Origin of the sequence: Brucella cytisi (genome assembly GCF_038433355.1) — a bacterium.
Classification (GTDB): Bacteria; Pseudomonadota; Alphaproteobacteria; order Rhizobiales; family Rhizobiaceae; genus Brucella; species Brucella cytisi.
This window is the reverse complement of sequence record NZ_JBCAUP010000016.1, coordinates 113,579-131,311: the sequence shown is the minus strand read 5'-3', so window position 1 is coordinate 131,311 and position 17,733 is coordinate 113,579. Positions and strand designations below refer to the sequence as shown.

The following is a 17,733-nucleotide window of genomic DNA, read 5'->3' as shown; positions in this document are numbered from 1 at the left end:
TTGACCATCACCATGCCCGCTTCCGAATTGCGCTTGAAATGCGTGGCGTATTTCAGGCTCGTCGTGCAGATGCCCGACGACAGTCCGAAGCTGGTATCGTTGGCGGTAGCAAGCGCTTCTTCATAATTCCTGACGCGGATGACCGAAGCGACCGGGCCAAAGATTTCCTCGCGGCTGATACGCATCTGGTTGGTGGCTTCGGTGAAAAGCGCAGGCTGGAGATAGAAGCCCGGCGTTTCGCGGTTCAGACGTTCGCCGCCAAAAGCAAGCTTTGCGCCTTCCTTGCGACCAAGCTCGATATAATCCATGTCCTGCTGAAGCTGGCTTTCATCAACAACCGGGCCGATATGCGTGCCCTGCTTCAGGGCATTGTCGACCACAACGCTTTTCAGCTTTTCGATTGCAGCAGCGACAAACTTGTCGTGGATACCTTCCGTCACGATGATACGCGACGACGCCGTGCAGCGCTGGCCCGTCGAGAAGAAGGACGAATTGACCACGGACTCGACAGCGACATCGAGATCGGCGTCATCCAGGACGACAACCGGGTTCTTGCCGCCCATTTCGAGCTGGAAGCGGCGGTTGTGCTCGATGGATGCCGCCGCAACGCGCTTGCCCGTACCGGTCGAGCCGGTGAAGGTGACGGCCTGAACGTCCGCACTGTCCAGAATGGTCTGACCGACAACCGAACCCTTGCCCATGACGAGATTGAGAACGCCCTTTGGCAATCCCGCACGGTGCAGGATATCGACAATCGCCCAGGAGCAGCCCGGCACGAGATCAGCCGGTTTGAACACAATCGTGTTGCCGTAGCAAAGTGCCGGCGCAATCTTCCAGGCCGGAATAGCGATCGGGAAATTCCATGGCGTAATGATGCCCACGACGCCGACCGGCTCACGGGTGATTTCCACACCGATACCCGGACGCGCAGAAGGCAGAACTTCGCCAGCCAAACGCAGGGCTTCGCCTGCGAAGAAATCAAAAATCTGGCTGGCGCGAATGGTTTCGCCGATGCCTTCAGCCAGCGTCTTGCCTTCTTCGCGCGACAGGAGACGGCCAAGCTCGTCCTTGCGCGCCAGAATTTCATCGGCAGTTTTGCGCAGGATGGCGTGGCGTTCCAGAATGCCGGAACGCGACCAGGCCGGGAAAGCGGATTTCGCGGCGGCAATGGCCGCCCTGGTGTCTTCGGCAGTTGCCCGCGCATAGGTCCCAACGACATCTTTGGTGTCCGAAGGATTGATGTTGGCGATCCCGTCGCCGCCGACCCATTCGCCCGCGATCAGATTTTGATGGACTGTCATGAACTCTCCCTGTGCGCCGCACGGCTCTGATATATCTCAGGACGACCCTTCACCCATGAGCGGCAGAATTGCAAGGCCGGAGCCGTCCTGTAACGGAAAAAGTGAAAATATCCGTTCAGCAAAGGGCGGAAAGCTGGATCAGCACTCCTTAAAACGAGGCTTGCAAATTTGTCACAGTCAAATGGTTGGATAGAAAATTCGTCATTTTGCGCCTTGGCAAAAATTTTTGCTCATTTATTGTGCATCCATCTGCAACACTGGCAAGAGGTATGAGATGCGTGTCTATTACCCATTCCCCATGGTGCCCAGTGTTTGCGCGGGCGCTTCCAAGCTTTAAGTCTTTGGCCCGCATTGCAGGCTGAGGCCTGAACGCCCTCCCTAAAAGGGCCGATTCCAAAACTTCCAAATTTGCCGCAGCCCTCACCGGCTGCTTGTTTTGTCTTCTTTAAAGGAACCAGAGTCCGTTTAAACACGGCCTGGTATTATAGATATGACTCGGTTTCGCATAGATTTCCGGGGACCTGCTTTCCGCAATGTCCTCGGCTACACTTTCGGCCATTGGCGAAGTCAGCCCTTGCGGCTGACGCTGATGATAATCGGCATGCTGCTTGCAACAGCCGCAGATGTTCTGACACCGCTCTATTCCGGTCGGTTGGTCGACGCATTGTCGCTTGGCGGCGACAGTGGATGGGATGCCGCCATTCATGCCCTGATCATCCTGCTTGCGCTGGGTGCGCTGGCGTTGATTACGCGTCAGCTGACCTTCTATGTCATCACGGACTTCACCTTGAAGATCATGAGCGACATGGCAGCAAGTTCGTTCCGTAAGCTGCAGCGGTTTTCGACAGACTGGCACGCCAACGCCTTTGCCGGATCGACCGTGCGCAAGGTCTCGCGTGCCATGTGGGCACTCGACCTGCTCAACGATACGCTGATCGTGGCACTGTTGCCGTCAATCCTGATGCTGGTTGGTTCGGTGGTACTTCTATCGTGGTACTGGCCGCTGATGGGGTTGCTGGTTGCAATCGGTTCGGTGCTGTTCATCGTCTGCACGATCGTGATTTCGCTTGGCTTTGTTGCGCCTGCGGCAACGCTTGCCAATAGCTGGGACACGCGAATGGGCGGCGCTTTGGCCGATGCCATTTCGTGCAACGCCGTTGTCAAAGCATTTGGCGCGGAAAGCCGTGAAGATGCGCGTCTTGCAAAGGTCGTTTCCAAGTGGCGCGGTCGCACACGCCGCACATGGCTGATCGGTACGCTGAATGGCTTCATTCAGGGTGCGAACCTGCTGGTGATGCGCGGCGTGGTCATCGCCTTTGCGCTCTATCTGTGGAGCCAGGGCAAGGCAACGGCGGGTGATATCACCTTCGTCCTGACAGCCTTCTTCATGTTGCAAGGCTATCTGCGCGACGTAGGAATGCATATCCGCAACCTGCAGCGTTCGGTCAACGACATGGAGGAGCTGGTCGACATCGAGGCACAGCCTTACGGCATTGCCGACAAGCCAGGTGCACCGGCGATCAAGATTGGAAATGGCGAGATCACCTTCGATCATGTCACTTTCCACTATGGCAACCACGAAGCAGCCCTCTATCGCGACTTTTCAGTCAAGATCGAGGCTGGCGAACGGGTTGGCCTGGTTGGCCATTCTGGCTCGGGCAAGACGACATTCGTCAAGCTGATCCAGCGTCTCTACGATGTCAGCGGCGGCGCCATCAAGATTGACGGACAGAACATTGCCGAAGTCACACAGGCATCGCTGCGTTCGCAGATCGCCATCGTGCAGCAGGAGCCAATCCTGTTTCACCGGACGCTGGCCGAGAACATCGCCTATGCCCGCCCCGGCGCGACACAGGCGGAGATTGAAGAGGCTGCACGCCTCGCAAGCGCGCATGACTTCATCAGCCGCCTGCCGAAAGGCTATGCAACGCTTGTCGGTGAACGGGGTGTGAAGCTTTCGGGCGGCGAGCGTCAGCGTGTGGCGATTGCCCGTGCGTTTCTGGCAGATGCACCAGTCCTTATTCTGGATGAGGCCACATCGAGCCTCGATTCAGAATCGGAAGTGCTGATCCAGCAGGCAATGGAACGGCTGATGGTTGGTCGTACGACGCTTGTCATTGCGCACCGGCTTTCGACGGTTCGTGCTCTTGACCGGTTGCTGGTTTTCGACAAGGGCAAGATCCTTGAAGAAGGCGATCATGATGCGCTTATCCGCAAGCCGGGTGGCATCTATCGCCGCCTGTTCGAGCGGCAGGCGCTGGAACTGACCAAGGGACTGGAAGACGTCTTTTCGTAATCCAATCCGCTATAATGCCATGGACAGGGCCGGATTAGTTCCAGCCCTGTTTTCATTTTAGAGCATTCCCTGTTCTGATTGAATCATTAGAAATGCTCTATCTGTTTGTTTTCACGTATGTCTTTATCCCGAAACGGTTCCCACTTTCGAGAGACATGCTCCATTCATCATCCATTCAGATCACGGTGCGTATCACTCGCGGCCCAAGCGTGCCTTGACATTTCCATGACAGAAATGTGACAGGCTTTTTGTAGAAGAGCGGGAGTTAGTGAGTAAAACATGCCGGGTGTGATGGAAAATACCGCTGCGCGTCGCTGGAGCGATGCCGCGATTTTCGGGCCTGCCCGTATTGCCTGGCCGCTGCGCCTCGCCGCAATTGCGCTCGCTTCCATTGTACTTTCAACGCTGCTGGTTTTCGCTGTCGAATGGATCGTGCGCGGCTCGTTCACCGACACGATGCAGTTTTTCCGCACACCGCATAAGCCTGCATGGACGACCGTTGCGCTCTTCGTCGTGGTCCTGACAGCAAGCGACGCTATTTTCGGACGCATTCACTATGGCTTCTTTGTTGTCGGCCCGCTGGCACTGATTGCGGCCACAACTGCACGCGAAAAGAGCCTTTACCTCGGTGACCCGCTTTATCCGAGCGATTTTCTCTATGCCCGTCAGATCGTCGATCTTCTGCCGCTTCTGGTGCGTGATCGCCCGTGGAGTGCGGTCGGCATAGCCCTGCTTCTCGTTGCTTCGGCAGCGGTGATGATCACCGTGACGCTGTTCTGGTGGCGGCGCTTTGATCCGATCCCATGGAAGGGTCGGATGCTGCGTATTGCCTTCGCGCTGCCCTTGCTCGCCTGGTTCGCAGTGATTTCCGACTATGCCAGTTTTTCGCTGGCGCGCGACCGTCTGCGCATCCTGCCGATCATGTGGGACCAGAAGGAAAACTACGCCCATAACGGCTTTACCATGGCCTTCATCCTGAATGTGCCAATGGCTACCGTCTTCGCTCCGGAAGGCTATTCTTCTGAAGCAATTGCCGCCATTGAACCGCCGGCGCAGTTGATCCCTGCTGCATTCGATACCAGCAAGCCTGACGTCATTATGGTGATGAGCGAATCCTTCTGGGATCCGACCCGCCTTCCGGGCGTGGCTTTCAGCGCCGACCCGATTCCCACAGTCCGGGTGGAACAATCCGGCCATGTCTTCTCGCCAGAATTCGGTGGCATGACTGCCAATGTCGAGTTCGAGGCTCTGACCGGTTTTTCCAAAGCCTTCCTGCCCTCCGGCAGTATCCCTTATCAGCAATATATCCGTCGCCCGCTTCCCTCGCTTGCAAGCTTTTTCAAGGATCAGGGTTATGCGACGCGCGCCATCCACCCCTATCGCCAATGGTTCTGGAACCGCGGCCCCGTCTATGAAAGCATGGGCTTTGACAAGTTCATGTCAGAAGAAAACATGCCACCGCTGGAAAAGCGCGGCTCATTGGCCTCCGACGCTGCTTTGACCGATGAAATCATCCGCGAAGCAGATTCCATGGATGCGCCATTCTTCTTCTTTGCCGTCTCACTTCAAGGACATGGCCCCTACGAAGCCAATCGTTACCCGGATTCCAAACTTGAGGTGCAGACTGACGCCAGCGAGCACACGCGCCAGTCGATCCGTTCCTATTCGCAAGGCGCCATGGATGCCGATGCGAGCCTTGCACGGTTGATGGACTGGGCGTCGAAGCGCGACCGCGAAACCATTCTCGTCTTCTTCGGTGACCATCTGCCACCACTCGGCCCCGTCTATGTCGAGACCGGGTTCATGGCAAACCGGGTCGCGAGCCGCACAGCGCCTGCCGCCGATATGATGCTGCAACACGAAACACCGCTTGTTCTCTGGTCGAATAAGCGTGGCGCCGAGCGGGGAACCGGTACGATCAGCCCTGCCTTCCTACCGCTGCACATTCTGGATATGGCAGGGATGCAGCATCCCTATTACACAGGCTTCCTGCGTCAGTTGCATGAGCGCTACCAGGTCGTTGACAATCATGCAGTTTTCGACCGCTCGGAGAAAGTCGAGGAAGGCTGGCAACAGAGGCCGCCATTTCCTCCTCTCCTGCGTGACTATCAGATGCTGCAATATGACATGATCTTCGGCAGCAATTTCGCCCGCGAGCGGTTCTTCCCCTCGCGTCCAGCACAGAGCTAGACAGGCCTATACCGGCGCTTTTCCCGATGACTGGCGGATGATGAGTTTATACTCAATCCGCCGGGAGGCCGACAGGTGACCGGTTTCGATCTGGTTGAGAAGCATGTCCGCCGCATCGCGGGTCATCTCGAAAATCGGCTGGCGGACGGTGGTGATCTGCGGCGAAACCATGCTGGCGATCGCGCTGTCATCGAAGCCAACCACCGTTAGCTGATCAGGTATCGCAATGTTGCGGTCATAGGCGACCTGCATGACGGCGGCGGCCATATCGTCGTTTGACGCAAACACAGCGGTTGGTGGTTCCTCAAGCGAAAGCAGCTTCTTTCCGGCGGCGAGACCGCTCGCAAAACTGAAGCCACCCTGCACCTCATAATCGGGATTGCGCTTGATCCCCGCCTCTTCCAGTGCACGGCGATAGCCTGCGAGGCGCAACTCTGCCGAGCGATGGGTTGGATCGCCAATCACGATCGCAATCCGGCGATGGCCGAGTTTCAGAAGATACTCCATCAGATCGACGCCAGCCGCTTCGTCATCGATCGTGACACTGTCGGTCGGGTGAACATTCGCGTCGCCTGCGACACGGGCAAATGGCATTGCGGAAGCCGTCAGTTCGGCCAGAATTTCAGGATCGTCCGACATGGGGGGCGTCACGATGATGCCGTCGAGACCGGAAGCGTGGGCTGTTTCGATCAGCGCACCACGGATGTCTTCACGATTTTCGACGGGGAAGATCAGCAGCCGGTATCGCGTGTCGCGCAGCCGCTCCAGTGCGCCCATCTGCAGTTCGGTGACATAGCTGGCGCTGGGGTTCTCGAAGAAAAGTCCGATCAAGTGAGAACGCCGTTCAACAAGGTTGCGTGCTGCAGCATTGGGACGGTAACGGAGCTCACTCCCCGCCTGCCTGACTTTTTCGCGAATGGCTTCGCGCACATTCGGTTCGTCATTGTAGACGCGTGAAACTGTCTTGATCGACACACCGGCAAGGCGTGCCACATCATGAATGGTTGCTCGTTTTCCTGCTGCGGCCATGTTGGATCGTCTCCCTCCCTCTCCGATCTAACTAACCGCTTCGCCACAAAACGAAAAGAGAAATCAGGGAACCGAACAGACCCGCGAACGCGTCAGAAACCGAACTTCGCGCCCATTGTCGAGGGAGAACATGCCTCCGCGTCCCGGAACGACATCGATGATGAGTTCGGTATGCTTCCAGACCTCATATTGCGGGCCGCTGATATAGACCGGAGCGTCACCGATTTCGCCCAGTTTTACATCCGTATCGCCGACAATAAATTCTCCTTGCGGATAGCACATCGGTGATGACCCGTCGCAACAACCACCTGACTGATGAAACATGATCGGTCCATATTCGGCCTGCAATTCACGGATGAGATCGAGCGCTGCCGCCGTGGCGCTAACCTGACCCTTGCCGTCGCCGGAAGCTACCTCAACCATATCCTCCTCCATGATACGAAAGGGCGGAAATTCACCGCCCTCTCCTATACTAGCCCAACCTGCCTATTGAGTCAGGTCCACGACTACGCGACCTTCAATATTGCCTTGGCGCATATCATCGAAGATGGAATTGATATCTTCGAGCTTTTCGGTTCGGATAGTAGCGCGCACCTTGCCATCACCGGCGAAATCCAGTGACTCCTGCAGATCAAGCCGCGTACCAACAATCGAACCGCGGACTGTGACGCCATTCAATACCATGTTGAATATAGAGAGCGGGAAGTCACCGGGTGGCAGACCATTCAGCGATACAGTGCCGCCCCGCGATACCATGCCCAAGGCCTGTTCGAATGCGATCGGCGAAACAGCCGTAACCAGCACGCCTTGCGCACCGCCATCAGTTTCTTTTTTGATATAGGCCGCCGGATCATTATGCGTCTTGGCATTGACGGTCACCGTCGCGCCAAGCTTCCGCGCGAGATCAAGCTTTCTGTCGTCGATGTCGACAGCGGCAACGTTAAGCCCCATTGCCTTGGCATATTGCACCGCCATATGGCCGAGACCACCGACACCGGAGATCACAACCCAGTCACCGGGCTTGGTGTCGGTTACCTTGAGGCCCTTGTAAACCGTTACGCCAGCACAGAGAACCGGCGCGATTTCGTTGAAATCGATATTCTTCGGCAGATGGCCGACAAAATTCGGATCGGCAACGACATATTCGGCAAAGCCACCATTGACCGAATAGCCTGTATTAAGCTGCTCTTCGCAGAGCGTTTCCCATCCACCCAGGCAATGACGACAGTGGCCACATGCGGTATAAAGCCATGGAACGCCGACGCGGTCGCCTTCCTTCACATGTTTGACACCGCTACCCACAGCCGAAACATAACCGACGCCTTCATGCCCCGGAATGAATGGCGGATTGGGTTTCACCGGCCAATCGCCTTCGGCTGCATGCAGATCGGTATGGCAAACGCCGGATGCATGGATGGCAACCTGTATCTGTCCCGGACCGGGCTCGGGTATAGGTACTTCGTCGATTGTCAGTGGCTTTCCGAATGCGCGCACCACAGCGGCTTTCATTGTCTTTGCCATGAAGTTTCTCCTTCGTTGTCGAACTGAGCTGGCTTCCTGGGGGAGGGAAGAAATGAATGTCGAAAACTGAATGCTTTCCGGAGGCACTAGAAGAAGGTCGCCCGGGCGTTTCCGCCCAGGCCCCCTTGGGAGGGTATTGGAAGCCGTTATGCTCGACGCAATACTGGCATGAAGAACGGCTCCGCCCCTTGATTGAGCGCAATGCGAAGATGTTTTCTCCACATTGCAGTTCCGGGGTCAGCTTCGGCTAGAGCGGCTTCGTTTAAAACGGAGTCTTTGAAACCGCTCTAGCCCTTTGTTTTATGCATGTCTTGATCCCAAAACCGGTTCCCACTTTTGGGAGACATGCTCTAGTGGTCTGATTCCGACATTTGCATCCCTCGGATATGAGTGCCGAGCAAATGTCGGAATCAAAAAGACCACTAGTAACCTTATGAATCTAGTGGATTTTTCGAATTTGACGTTTGAAACGAGATCTATATCGGACGGGTATCAAACGTCAAATTCAATCCACTAGAAGAAACCCAGCTTCTTCGGGCTGTAGCTCACCAGCATGTTCTTGGTGTTCTGATAGTGATCCAGCATCTTGAGGTGGTTCTCGCGACCGATACCCGATTGCTTGTAACCACCAAATGCTGCATGCGCCGGATAGGCATGGTAGCAATTGGTCCACACACGACCGGCCTGAATGGCACGTCCGAAGCGATAGGCACGCGTGCCGTCACGCGTCCATATACCGGCACCCAGACCGTAAAGCGTATCGTTGGCAATCGATAGCGCTTCCGCATCGTCCTTGAAGGTTGCAACAGACACGACCGGCCCGAAGATTTCCTCCTGGAAAATGCGCATCTTGTTAGTGCCCTTGAATACGGTCGGCTTGACGTAGTAACCGCCAGCGAGATCACCTGGCAGAATATTGCGCTCGCCACCTGCCAGCACTTCAGCACCTTCCTGACGGCCGATATCGAGATAGCTCAGGATTTTTTCCAGCTGCTCACTGGAAGCCTGTGCACCGATCATCGTGGCAGGATCGAGTGGATCGCCCTGCACGATTGCATTCACGCGCTTGAGCGCCTTTTCCATGAACTTGTCGTAAATCGATTCATGGATGAGCGCGCGACTTGGGCACGTGCAGACTTCGCCCTGATTGAGTGCGAACATCACAAAGCCTTCGATGGCCTTGTCGAGGAAATCGTCGTCTTCCGCTGCAACATCCTTGAAGAAGATGTTCGGCGACTTGCCGCCGAGTTCCAGCGTAACCGGGATGAGATTCTGGCTGGCATATTGCATGATCAATCGACCCGTCGTCGTTTCGCCGGTGAAGGCGATCTTGGCGATGCGCGGGCTGGATGCGAGCGGTTTGCCTGCCTCAAGACCAAAACCATTGACGACATTGATCACACCGGGGGGCAAAAGATCGCCGATCAGATCCATGAGCACGAGGATCGATGCCGGTGTCTGTTCAGCCGGTTTCAGTACGACGCAGTTGCCCGCCGCAAGGGCCGGAGCGAGCTTCCAGGTCGCCATGAGAAGCGGGAAATTCCACGGAATGATCTGACCGACAACGCCGAGTGGTTCATGGAAATGATAAGCGACCGTGTCGTGGTCGATTTCGGAAATGCTGCCTTCCTGGGCGCGGATCACACCGGCGAAATAGCGGAAATGATCGATGGCCAGAGGAAGATCGGCAGCGGTAGTTTCGCGAATTGGCTTGCCGTTGTCCCAGGTTTCGACTGCAGCGAGCGCAGGCAGATTTTCCTCAATCCGGTCAGCAATGCGATTGAGGATGAGCGCGCGTTCCGCCGCGCTCGTCTTGCCCCAGGCATCCTTGGCGGCATGCGCTGCGTCGAGAGCCGCTTCAACATCGGCGGCATCCGAGCGGGCTACTTCGCAAAGCACCTGACCATTGACCGGTGAAGTGTTCTCGAAATAGCGGCCCGACTTAGGCTCGACCCATTTGCCCCCGATGAAGTTTCCGTAGCGTTTTGCGAAAGCCGGCTTCACGGTCCGGCTGAATTCAACTTTGTTCATGACATTCCTCCCAAAACCACGCTGCTCCTACAGCGTTTCATGAGTGAGGATCGCGCGGCATCACGAAAGAGTCATCCCGCGCATTCAAGCTCGCAAGGTTATGTGTCGCAATATTGAGACAGTTGCGCCCGCTTATTGCTGATTAGTGCGGACGAATGATCTTCAGGCGATTGAGCTTGCGATGAAGCGTGGCGCGACTGATGCCCAAAAGGCCGGCTGCGGCCGAAATATTCCCTTCTGCGCGCGCAAGAGCGCGCAGAATAACACTGCGCTCTGACTCTGCCATATCTTCACGAGGGTCAGCGTGCCAGCCGAGAAGATCGGCTGCAGGCAACGGAACTGCAATAGCGGCATCGTCAAGCCCCATTGCCAGACGCGCCGCACGTGTGGCGCCGATGACCAGATCATCCTTGTCGACCGCGATCAGTGCTCCGCCGGTTCTGTCGGGGCTTGGCGCCAGCATGATACGAGCCTCGGGAAAAGCCTGACGGAAATTTTCAGCCTCGATGCGCCGTGCAGCATCGATCACTGCGACAGATATAAGCTGCGCAAAAGCCTCCGTCAGATCGGCGCGGCACGAGGAAACATCAAGCGCTGCCATCAAACGCCCTTGATGATCATGGATCGGGGCGACCGTACAGGAAAGCCCGATATTACGGGTATGAAAATGCTGGTCGCGATGAATTGTCAACGGGCGCTGTTCAACAATGCAGGTGCCGATCCCGTTGGTGCCTTCGCTTTGCTCGCTCCAGACAGCGCCGGTCCAAAGCCCCCAGCGATAGAATGTATCATCATCGCCCGGCGCACCACGACGTTCAACGGGAACGCCCTCACTGTCAGCCAGAAGCACGCAACAACCCACACCACCGACGGCCAGATAAAGGCGATCCATACTGGCTTGCGCTATGCTGACAAGACGTTCGATACGTTGATGAGCGGTCCTGAATTCACCATCGGAAAGGGTGCGCACCGACCCCAGTTCGGCAGGATCAAGCCCGTGCAGTTCCGACGAGCGTCGCCATGAAGCGACCAGAGCAGATCGCGCTGCCCCTCCCGCTGTCATGATCGCGGATTGAATCAGATCGGCATGTGTTCGGTCTTGCGGTGTGCCCATCTTTTCCTCCCAGGAAGGCTGGAACCCGCTGTCTGGGAGAATAATGACTGCTCAAAACACAACTGGCAAGTGTGGCTACAGATTGAGAGGGCTTAGGCGACGCGTGCAGGCTTCAGATATTCCTCAAGCGAGGAAACATCCGCCGCATTCAGGCGAAGACCAAGTTTCGTACGCCGCCACAAAATATCCTCGGCGCTCACCGCCCATTCATTCTCAAGCAGATACCGCACTTCGGCTTCATAAAGATCGGCACCGAAATGCTGTCCAAGGTCGGCAAGTGAAGCGGCTTCCCCAAGCAGAACGCGAATACGCGTCCCATATTGCCGGAACAGGCGCCGCGCATGAGCAGGCGTCAGGAAGGGATATGCAACTTTCACCTTTTGCAATTCGCGTTCGAACTCGACATCCACGAAATCGCCACCGGGTAACGGAGCAGCATGGGTCCACGGCGCACCTTTTTGTCCCAGCCTATGCTCGATCTTCTCCAGCATATGTTCAGCAAGTCGGCGCGCAGTGGTCAGTTTGCCACCAAAAACGTTGATCAGAGGTGCAAGCCCATCGGGTGCATCTTCTTTCAGGACATAATCGCGCGTTGCTTCCTGTGCCTTGCTTGCACCGTCATCATAAAGCGGGCGAACACCGGAATAGGTCCAGACGATATCCGCGCGTCTGACCGGCTCCTTGAAATATTCGCTGGCTGCCGCGCAGAGATAGTCGGTCTCACCATCGGTGATCGCAACCTTGGCCGGGTCACCCTGATAGTCCTGATCGGTTGTGCCAATCAGGGTGAACTCATCCTCGTAGGGGATGGCGAATATGATACGCCCGTCATTGTTCTGGAAGAAATAGGAACGGGGATCGGAGAACTTCTTGCGCACCACAATATGGCTACCCTGAACAAGCCGGACATTGTGAAGCTGTCGATCTCCTTCGACACCCTGCAGAACCTTGTCGGCCCAGGGACCAGCAGCATTGACCAGCAGACGAGCCCGAACTTCCTCGCGCTCATGTGTACCGGTATCTTCGAGCGTGATGGTCCAGTATTCCCTGTCACGGCGAGCCGCCACGACCTTGGTTCGAGTTTGGATTATCGCTCCGCGATCCGCTGCATCACGGGCAGTTAAGGCAACGAAACGCGCGTCATCCACCCAACAGTCCGAATATTCGAAGGCCTTGGTAAAAAGCGGTTTCAAGGGCTGCGCAGCCGGGTCCGAGCGCATATCAAGCGTACGCGTGGCGGGGAGCTTTTTACGCCCGCCCAGATGGTCATAGAGGAACAGCCCTAGCCTCAACAACCATGCAGGGCGCATTCCGCCCTTATGATAAGGCAACACAAAGCGCATCGGATGAATGATGTGTGGTGCGTTGGCCCACAGCACCTCCCGCTCCATCAGCGCCTCGCGCACCAGACGAAATTCATAGTGCTCCAGATAGCGCAAACCACCATGAATGAGTTTGGTTGCCCGCGATGAGGTGCCGCTTGCCAGATCGTTCATTTCGGCAAGGCCAACTGAAAATCCTCGACCAACCGCATCACGTGCGATACCGCAGCCGTTGATGCCACCGCCGATTACAAAAATGTCAAATAGTTTCTCTTGCGCCATGGCGAACCCCGAAGACCACTCTCCGAAAACCAAAGCGAATATAAATCATTTCATACGAAAGCAAATCGAAAATAAACGAAACTATGCTTGTTTTTCTGCCGTCCGGCTTTCTCCAAGGGTTTCAATCAGCTCTACCTCACTTTCGTGGCACAGCTCCCGCAACTGGTTCGACGGACAATGGTCGGTAATGAAGGTATTGATCTGCGATATGTGGCCGATACGCACCGGAGCTGTACGCTCCAGCTTTGTGGCGTCAGTCACAAGGATTACGTGCCGGGCATTAGCGATGATGGCCTGCGCTACCTTCACTTCGCGGAAATCGAAATCGAGCAAAGCACCGTCTTCGTCCATAGCCGAAGCGCCGATGATTGCGTAATCGACCTTGAACTGGCGGATGAAATCAACGGCGGCCTCGCCAACAATCCCTCCATCAGACGGGCGCACGACGCCACCTGCCACCACCACCTCTATAGAGGGGTGAACACGCAACGTATTGGCAACGTTGATGTTATTGGTGATGACCATCAGATTATTGTGGTCGACCAGCGCTTGACTGACGGCTTCAGTCGTAGTGCCGATATTGATGAACAAGGAAGCACCGTCCGGAATGATTTCTGCGGCAGCGCGCCCGATCGATTCCTTTTCATGCGCGGCGATGCGGCGTCGTGCTTCATACTCCATGTTCTCGACGCCGGATGGATAGAGTGCACCCCCATGGATGCGGCGCAACATCCGGGCGCGGCAAAGATCATTCAAATCCTTGCGGACCGTCTGCGGCGTCACCTCGAAAGCCGCAGCAAGATCATCCACCAGAACCTGCCCTTGCTTGCGAGCGAGCTCAAGAATTGCGTTGTGACGGGGAGTGAGCTGCATTTTTATCCCGGATCTGGCATTATTCTGATTACGTTCGGGTAATTTCGCGTTTTTTCAATAGAAAGCAACCATTTCAGTTCGAATGGCTTCGAATAGCATTCGCTTTTCAGCAATTTTCGATATTTTTCGCTTTCGCCCAATGGCCAACAAAAACAGCATAAATTCAAGTATAAACATTCGTTTACATTTCAAACGAAACGCATATTTCGCCGATAAATGTCTAAATCTCGACCACCCCTTCGAACGGCCCGATGCAACTCTCATAAACCTATTCGTTAATAGAGAATCCAATATCTATATTCACTCAAAATCGAACAGTTGTATTCTTTCAGTCATCTCTTGCACGTGAAGGACTGAAGCAAAGCAAGAGTTACCAGCATGGTAAAAACTTCGCATAGCGCATTTATCCCGGTTCGATGTAACTAAAAAACAAAACCATCGAGCCGTTTAATGATGTTGTTTAGCTTTGGTCGAAGAATGTGGGGAATGAGTAGCGTTATAGCGTAGCAGATCGAGTATATAATCGGGCTCTGGAAGGCTGGCATTTTAGGGGAGACTGGACTGAGAGCCCAACAAAAGAACATCCATCCTTATTATGGAGGAGCAGATCACCAGTTCGCCCCTCCACATTTTGTGGGCAACAGGCGCTGAGCCAGACCAACGAAAATCGAAATAGTCAGTCGAAATCGAACTTCTCGCCGTACATTCTGTGCAGCTTGCACGCTACTTCCGTGCGGTTCGCGGCACCGATCTTCTTCATGATGTTATGCACGTGTGCCTTTACCGTGCCTTCGCTCATACCGAGTTCGAACGCGATGATTTTGTTCGATTTGCCAATTCGGATGGCATGGACGACCTCGATTTCTCGTGCTGTGAGCAACTCACCCAGAACATCGTCGTCGATATCGGTCGGCGCGGTTTGGAAAACCATGGAAGCCGGAACATACATACCGCCAGCGGTGGCAAGATGGATGGCTTCAACACAAACTTTGATATCGACTGAAGTGGGAATGTAGCCACGAGCACCGATTTCCATGGCGCGCACAACCTGGGCCCACTCCTCGCGTTCGGCAAGAAAAACGACCGGAACCGGGCGCCAGAGTTCGATCACAGCCTGCAACTTCTCCGAAAAAAACGGATCGGCCAAGCGCTTCGAACCAATATTGATCAGAACAACAGCAATATCGTCCGTTGGATCTGCGAGTTCAACCGCTGCTTGCGTTTCCACGGGAAGCTTGAGTCCGTTCAGCACAAGCCCGTTATAAAGGCACTGCCGCTCAAGATTGCTCTTGCATACGAGCAACAAACGCCGACCACGTGCTGCCTCAATGCTTGCGGCGTTTCCCCTGTCGCCCATGCTTTCCGAAGCAGCCCAAAGGCTATCCCCTCTTGTTTCCAACATGTGATACTCCCGGCGCTACTCAAGTTGCTCTATGTTTATGCATCCAACTATTACTTTCGTCAGAGACGAGTGATTTCCGGTGCTTGTCTGGATAGACCTGTAGCCTTGACTGGGGTAAATATTGCTATCGGGAAATAATCGTGTCATTAACTTATGTTAGCAATGCAGAAAAATTATGACCGTCCATAAGAACGACTTGGAGAGAGGTAGGATATAGCCTCTATATCTTTCGTTTAGTTGGTTTTCGATTTTACTGAATTCGTCAGCGCAAAGGGGGGCAATTGCGCGTTCTAAAGCTCAGGGGCACTCAGACTTCCAACTGAAATGTTCAACTGGTTGTTTATTCGATTTCCGCGCAAAACCGCCATGCGGTATGGTGGAAGTGCTTTAAATTGCATATCGATTTGATTGAATCGAACAAGCGCCCTAACTGTTAATTTTGACGCGCATCTTTTCCGAAATGCTGTTTCACGAATTTCGGGATACGCTCTAGTGGGTTAGAAATGCATAGTGGCAAGCAGATCACAGACCCATCGATTGAAGCGCTTATTGGTTTATTGGAGGCACCTCCAATTCTTGCCAAGCTGGAAGCGCGGGAAACAGATGCGCTTTCTTCTCTCACCGTTATCGAAAACGATTATGCAGCCGATGCCACCATCATTGAACAGGGGGCACGTGTCAGAAGCATCCATCTCGTGCGGTCCGGTTGGGGGTGCGTATATCGCGATCTTTCAAGCGGCGAGCGGCAGATCATCGACTTTCCCATGCGAAGCGATTTTCTCGGACTCCGAACCGCCGATGGCTACAGCTACAACACAATCGCGGCAATTACGCCTATGTCGGCTTTCGAGATTCCGCTTGCCTCACTTGAAGCTTCTATCGAACGCGCGCCACGTCTCAGTTTGATCCTTATCGAACTTCTGGCGCGGCAGCGGTCGATGTTGATCGAACATCTCACCAATATCGGATGCCGCGCGGCGTTCGTCCGAACTGCGCATCTGTTTCTGGAGCTTTCCGACCGCGTGAAATCGAGCGGAATGGGCGATCCGAATTCGTTCTACTGCCCACTGACGCAATATCAGCTTGCCGATGCTCTTGGGCTAACACCGATACATCTCAATCGGATGCTGCGTGACCTGCGCGAAGAAGGACTGATCCTGTTCCGCTCGAATCGTGTGGAGATCTTGGACCGTAAACGCGTGGTCGCCCTCGCCCAGTATGATGGGGAGTTCATGCGCATGTCGGTTTTTGGGAGACAAGAGTAAGTCGGAATTTTCGGGAAAATGGTCGGAGTGAGAGGATTCGAACCTCCGACCCCCTCGTCCCGAACGAGGTGCGCTACCAGGCTGCGCTACACTCCGTGACCACGTGGTCTTGACCATTGAGGCGGCTTATAACGTCCCCAATTTCAAGCTGCAAGTGCATCGTGTCGTTTTTTTAAGTGCCTAACCCCAAAAGTTGGAAATGGTTTCAGACGAGTTGCATATGAGAGCAAGGCGGCGCTATCCGTTTGCTTCCAAAATCTATTAAAGCATAGCAAAAACAGGCTTCGTACCACCACCAAAAGCCACGAAATTGGGGTTTGCAAAACCCGCAACACCTTCATTGGCACGCTGGCCATAAGAGAGCGGCGTTCCCTCGAAAGTCGTGGTAAGGCCACCAGCGGCGCGTAACACGGCATCGCCCGCCGCCGTATCCCATTCCATCGTCGGGCCGAAACGTGGATAAATATCGGCCTCTCCACTGGCAATCAGGCAGAATTTCAGCGACGAACCGATGGAAACACAGCTGCTGATCCTGTTGTCGTTCAGGAACTTTTCCGTTTCCGGGTTCTTGTGTGACCGGCTGCAGACGGCCACCCGCTCTGGCCCGTGAACACGCGCCGCTATCCCACGCCTTGTTCCGATTGCATGATCTTTGGTTGTCGTTATTTCTTCAGCACCATTGCTGTTGCCAATAAACAAGCGATTACGAACTGGTGCATAAACGATGCCGAGAACCGGAGCGCCGTCCTCGATCAGGCCGATATTCACCGTAAAATCGCCGTTTCGCAACAGAAACTCACGGGTGCCGTCGAGAGGATCGACCAATAAAAATCGCCGCCCCAAATGTGAAGGCAAACGTCCCGCTGCCACTTCTTCTTCAGCCACAACCGGAATATCCGGAACAACGGAAGCGAGTGCCGCAAGAATGATGGCTTCCGCGTCACGGTCTGCTTCCGTGACCGGGGAAGAATCTTTCTTACTCTGAACAGCGCAACCATTGGCATAGTGCTTCATGATAACGCGCCCCGCCTCAAGTGCAGCTTCCTGCAGGACGGTCAGTATTGCATCGTCGTTCGGATCGGCTTTCGGGGAGGCTGAAATCTTCAT

At 54.9% G+C, this 17,733-nt stretch carries 13 protein-coding genes and 1 tRNA gene; 3 read left to right on the top strand and 11 right to left on the bottom strand.

The annotated features are described in order from the left end of the window. Positions 1 to 1,301, bottom strand: a 1,301-nt coding sequence (locus AAE521_RS16615; protein WP_342061878.1) for an aldehyde dehydrogenase family protein, incomplete at its 3' end; no start/stop codon positions are given. 490 nt (positions 1,302 to 1,791) lie between these two features. Between AAE521_RS16615 and AAE521_RS16610 the strand changes: the two genes are divergently transcribed. Beyond that, positions 1,792 to 3,597 carry an ABC transporter ATP-binding protein gene (locus tag AAE521_RS16610; protein WP_071633193.1) on the top strand — a complete coding sequence of 602 codons (1,806 nt, stop codon included), beginning with the start codon at positions 1,792 to 1,794 and terminating at the stop codon, positions 3,595 to 3,597. 279 nt (positions 3,598 to 3,876) lie between these two features. Beyond that, positions 3,877 to 5,787: an LTA synthase family protein gene (locus AAE521_RS16605; RefSeq protein ID WP_342061877.1), complete on the top strand. Its 1,911-nt coding sequence runs from the start codon at positions 3,877 to 3,879 to the stop codon at positions 5,785 to 5,787. A gap of 6 nt (positions 5,788 to 5,793) precedes the next feature. Here AAE521_RS16605 and AAE521_RS16600 read toward each other — a convergent pair whose 3' ends face one another. The 8 genes from AAE521_RS16600 to AAE521_RS16565 all read right to left on the bottom strand — a co-directional run bounded on the left by AAE521_RS16600 (position 5,794) and on the right by AAE521_RS16565 (position 15,361). After that, positions 5,794 to 6,816, bottom strand: a complete 1,023-nt coding sequence (locus AAE521_RS16600; RefSeq protein WP_011982461.1) for a LacI family DNA-binding transcriptional regulator — start codon at positions 6,814 to 6,816, stop codon at positions 5,794 to 5,796. Between the two features lie 63 nt (positions 6,817 to 6,879). Then, the gene (locus tag AAE521_RS16595) at positions 6,880 to 7,239 is read right to left on the bottom strand and encodes a DUF779 domain-containing protein (protein WP_071633190.1); all 360 of its coding nucleotides are present in this window, start codon (positions 7,237 to 7,239) and stop codon (positions 6,880 to 6,882) included. Between the two features lie 63 nt (positions 7,240 to 7,302). Beyond that, positions 7,303 to 8,337: an alcohol dehydrogenase AdhP gene (gene adhP, locus AAE521_RS16590; RefSeq protein WP_010658043.1), complete on the bottom strand. Its 1,035-nt coding sequence runs from the start codon at positions 8,335 to 8,337 to the stop codon at positions 7,303 to 7,305. A 513-nt stretch (positions 8,338 to 8,850) separates the two neighbouring features. Further along, a complete protein-coding gene (gene adh / locus AAE521_RS16585) occupies positions 8,851 to 10,368 on the bottom strand; it encodes an aldehyde dehydrogenase (RefSeq protein WP_342061876.1) in 1,518 nt (505 codons plus the stop codon). Positions 10,369 to 10,510: 142 nt separating this feature from the next. Then, complete coding sequence (locus tag AAE521_RS16580; protein ID WP_010658041.1) at positions 10,511 to 11,482, bottom strand: GAF domain-containing protein; 972 nt, start codon at positions 11,480 to 11,482, stop codon at positions 10,511 to 10,513. Between the two features lie 92 nt (positions 11,483 to 11,574). Beyond that, a complete protein-coding gene (gene glpD, locus AAE521_RS16575) occupies positions 11,575 to 13,086 on the bottom strand; it encodes a glycerol-3-phosphate dehydrogenase (RefSeq protein ID WP_342061875.1) in 1,512 nt (503 codons plus the stop codon). A gap of 81 nt (positions 13,087 to 13,167) precedes the next feature. After that, a complete protein-coding gene (locus AAE521_RS16570; protein ID WP_071633187.1) occupies positions 13,168 to 13,959 on the bottom strand; it encodes a DeoR/GlpR family DNA-binding transcription regulator in 792 nt (263 codons plus the stop codon). Between the two features lie 676 nt (positions 13,960 to 14,635). Next, a complete protein-coding gene (locus tag AAE521_RS16565) occupies positions 14,636 to 15,361 on the bottom strand; it encodes a response regulator transcription factor (RefSeq protein ID WP_071633186.1) in 726 nt (241 codons plus the stop codon). A 503-nt stretch (positions 15,362 to 15,864) separates the two neighbouring features. Between AAE521_RS16565 and AAE521_RS16560 the strand changes: the two genes are divergently transcribed. Beyond that, a complete protein-coding gene (locus tag AAE521_RS16560) occupies positions 15,865 to 16,626 on the top strand; it encodes a Crp/Fnr family transcriptional regulator (RefSeq protein ID WP_071633185.1) in 762 nt (253 codons plus the stop codon). Between the two features lie 19 nt (positions 16,627 to 16,645). Here the strand turns inward: AAE521_RS16560 and AAE521_RS16555 are convergent. After that, positions 16,646 to 16,722, bottom strand: a tRNA-Pro gene (locus AAE521_RS16555). Positions 16,723 to 16,887: 165 nt separating this feature from the next. After that, positions 16,888 to 17,733 (bottom strand): 3'(2'),5'-bisphosphate nucleotidase CysQ, encoded by an 846-nt coding sequence (cysQ, locus tag AAE521_RS16550; protein ID WP_071633184.1) that lies wholly within the window; start codon positions 17,731 to 17,733, stop codon positions 16,888 to 16,890.

What these genes read in the sequence shown, in the direction of transcription:
- AAE521_RS16610 (WP_071633193.1), top strand. Translation starts at nt 1,792, where the DNA reads ATGACTCGGTTTCGCATAGATTTCCGGGGACCTGCTTTCCGCAATGTC.
- AAE521_RS16605 (WP_342061877.1), top strand. Translation starts at nt 3,877, where the DNA reads ATGCCGGGTGTGATGGAAAATACCGCTGCGCGTCGCTGGAGCGATGCC.
- AAE521_RS16600 (WP_011982461.1), bottom strand. Translation starts at nt 6,816, where the DNA reads ATGGCCGCAGCAGGAAAACGAGCAACCATTCATGATGTGGCACGCCTT.
- AAE521_RS16595 (WP_071633190.1), bottom strand. Translation starts at nt 7,239, where the DNA reads ATGGTTGAGGTAGCTTCCGGCGACGGCAAGGGTCAGGTTAGCGCCACG.
- adhP (WP_010658043.1), bottom strand. Translation starts at nt 8,337, where the DNA reads ATGGCAAAGACAATGAAAGCCGCTGTGGTGCGCGCATTCGGAAAGCCA.
- adh (WP_342061876.1), bottom strand. Translation starts at nt 10,368, where the DNA reads ATGAACAAAGTTGAATTCAGCCGGACCGTGAAGCCGGCTTTCGCAAAA.
- AAE521_RS16580 (WP_010658041.1), bottom strand. Translation starts at nt 11,482, where the DNA reads ATGGGCACACCGCAAGACCGAACACATGCCGATCTGATTCAATCCGCG.
- glpD (WP_342061875.1), bottom strand. Translation starts at nt 13,086, where the DNA reads ATGGCGCAAGAGAAACTATTTGACATTTTTGTAATCGGCGGTGGCATC.
- AAE521_RS16570 (WP_071633187.1), bottom strand. Translation starts at nt 13,959, where the DNA reads ATGCAGCTCACTCCCCGTCACAACGCAATTCTTGAGCTCGCTCGCAAG.
- AAE521_RS16565 (WP_071633186.1), bottom strand. Translation starts at nt 15,361, where the DNA reads ATGTTGGAAACAAGAGGGGATAGCCTTTGGGCTGCTTCGGAAAGCATG.
- AAE521_RS16560 (WP_071633185.1), top strand. Translation starts at nt 15,865, where the DNA reads ATGCATAGTGGCAAGCAGATCACAGACCCATCGATTGAAGCGCTTATT.
- cysQ (WP_071633184.1), bottom strand. Translation starts at nt 17,733, where the DNA reads ATGAAGATTTCAGCCTCCCCGAAAGCCGATCCGAACGACGATGCAATA.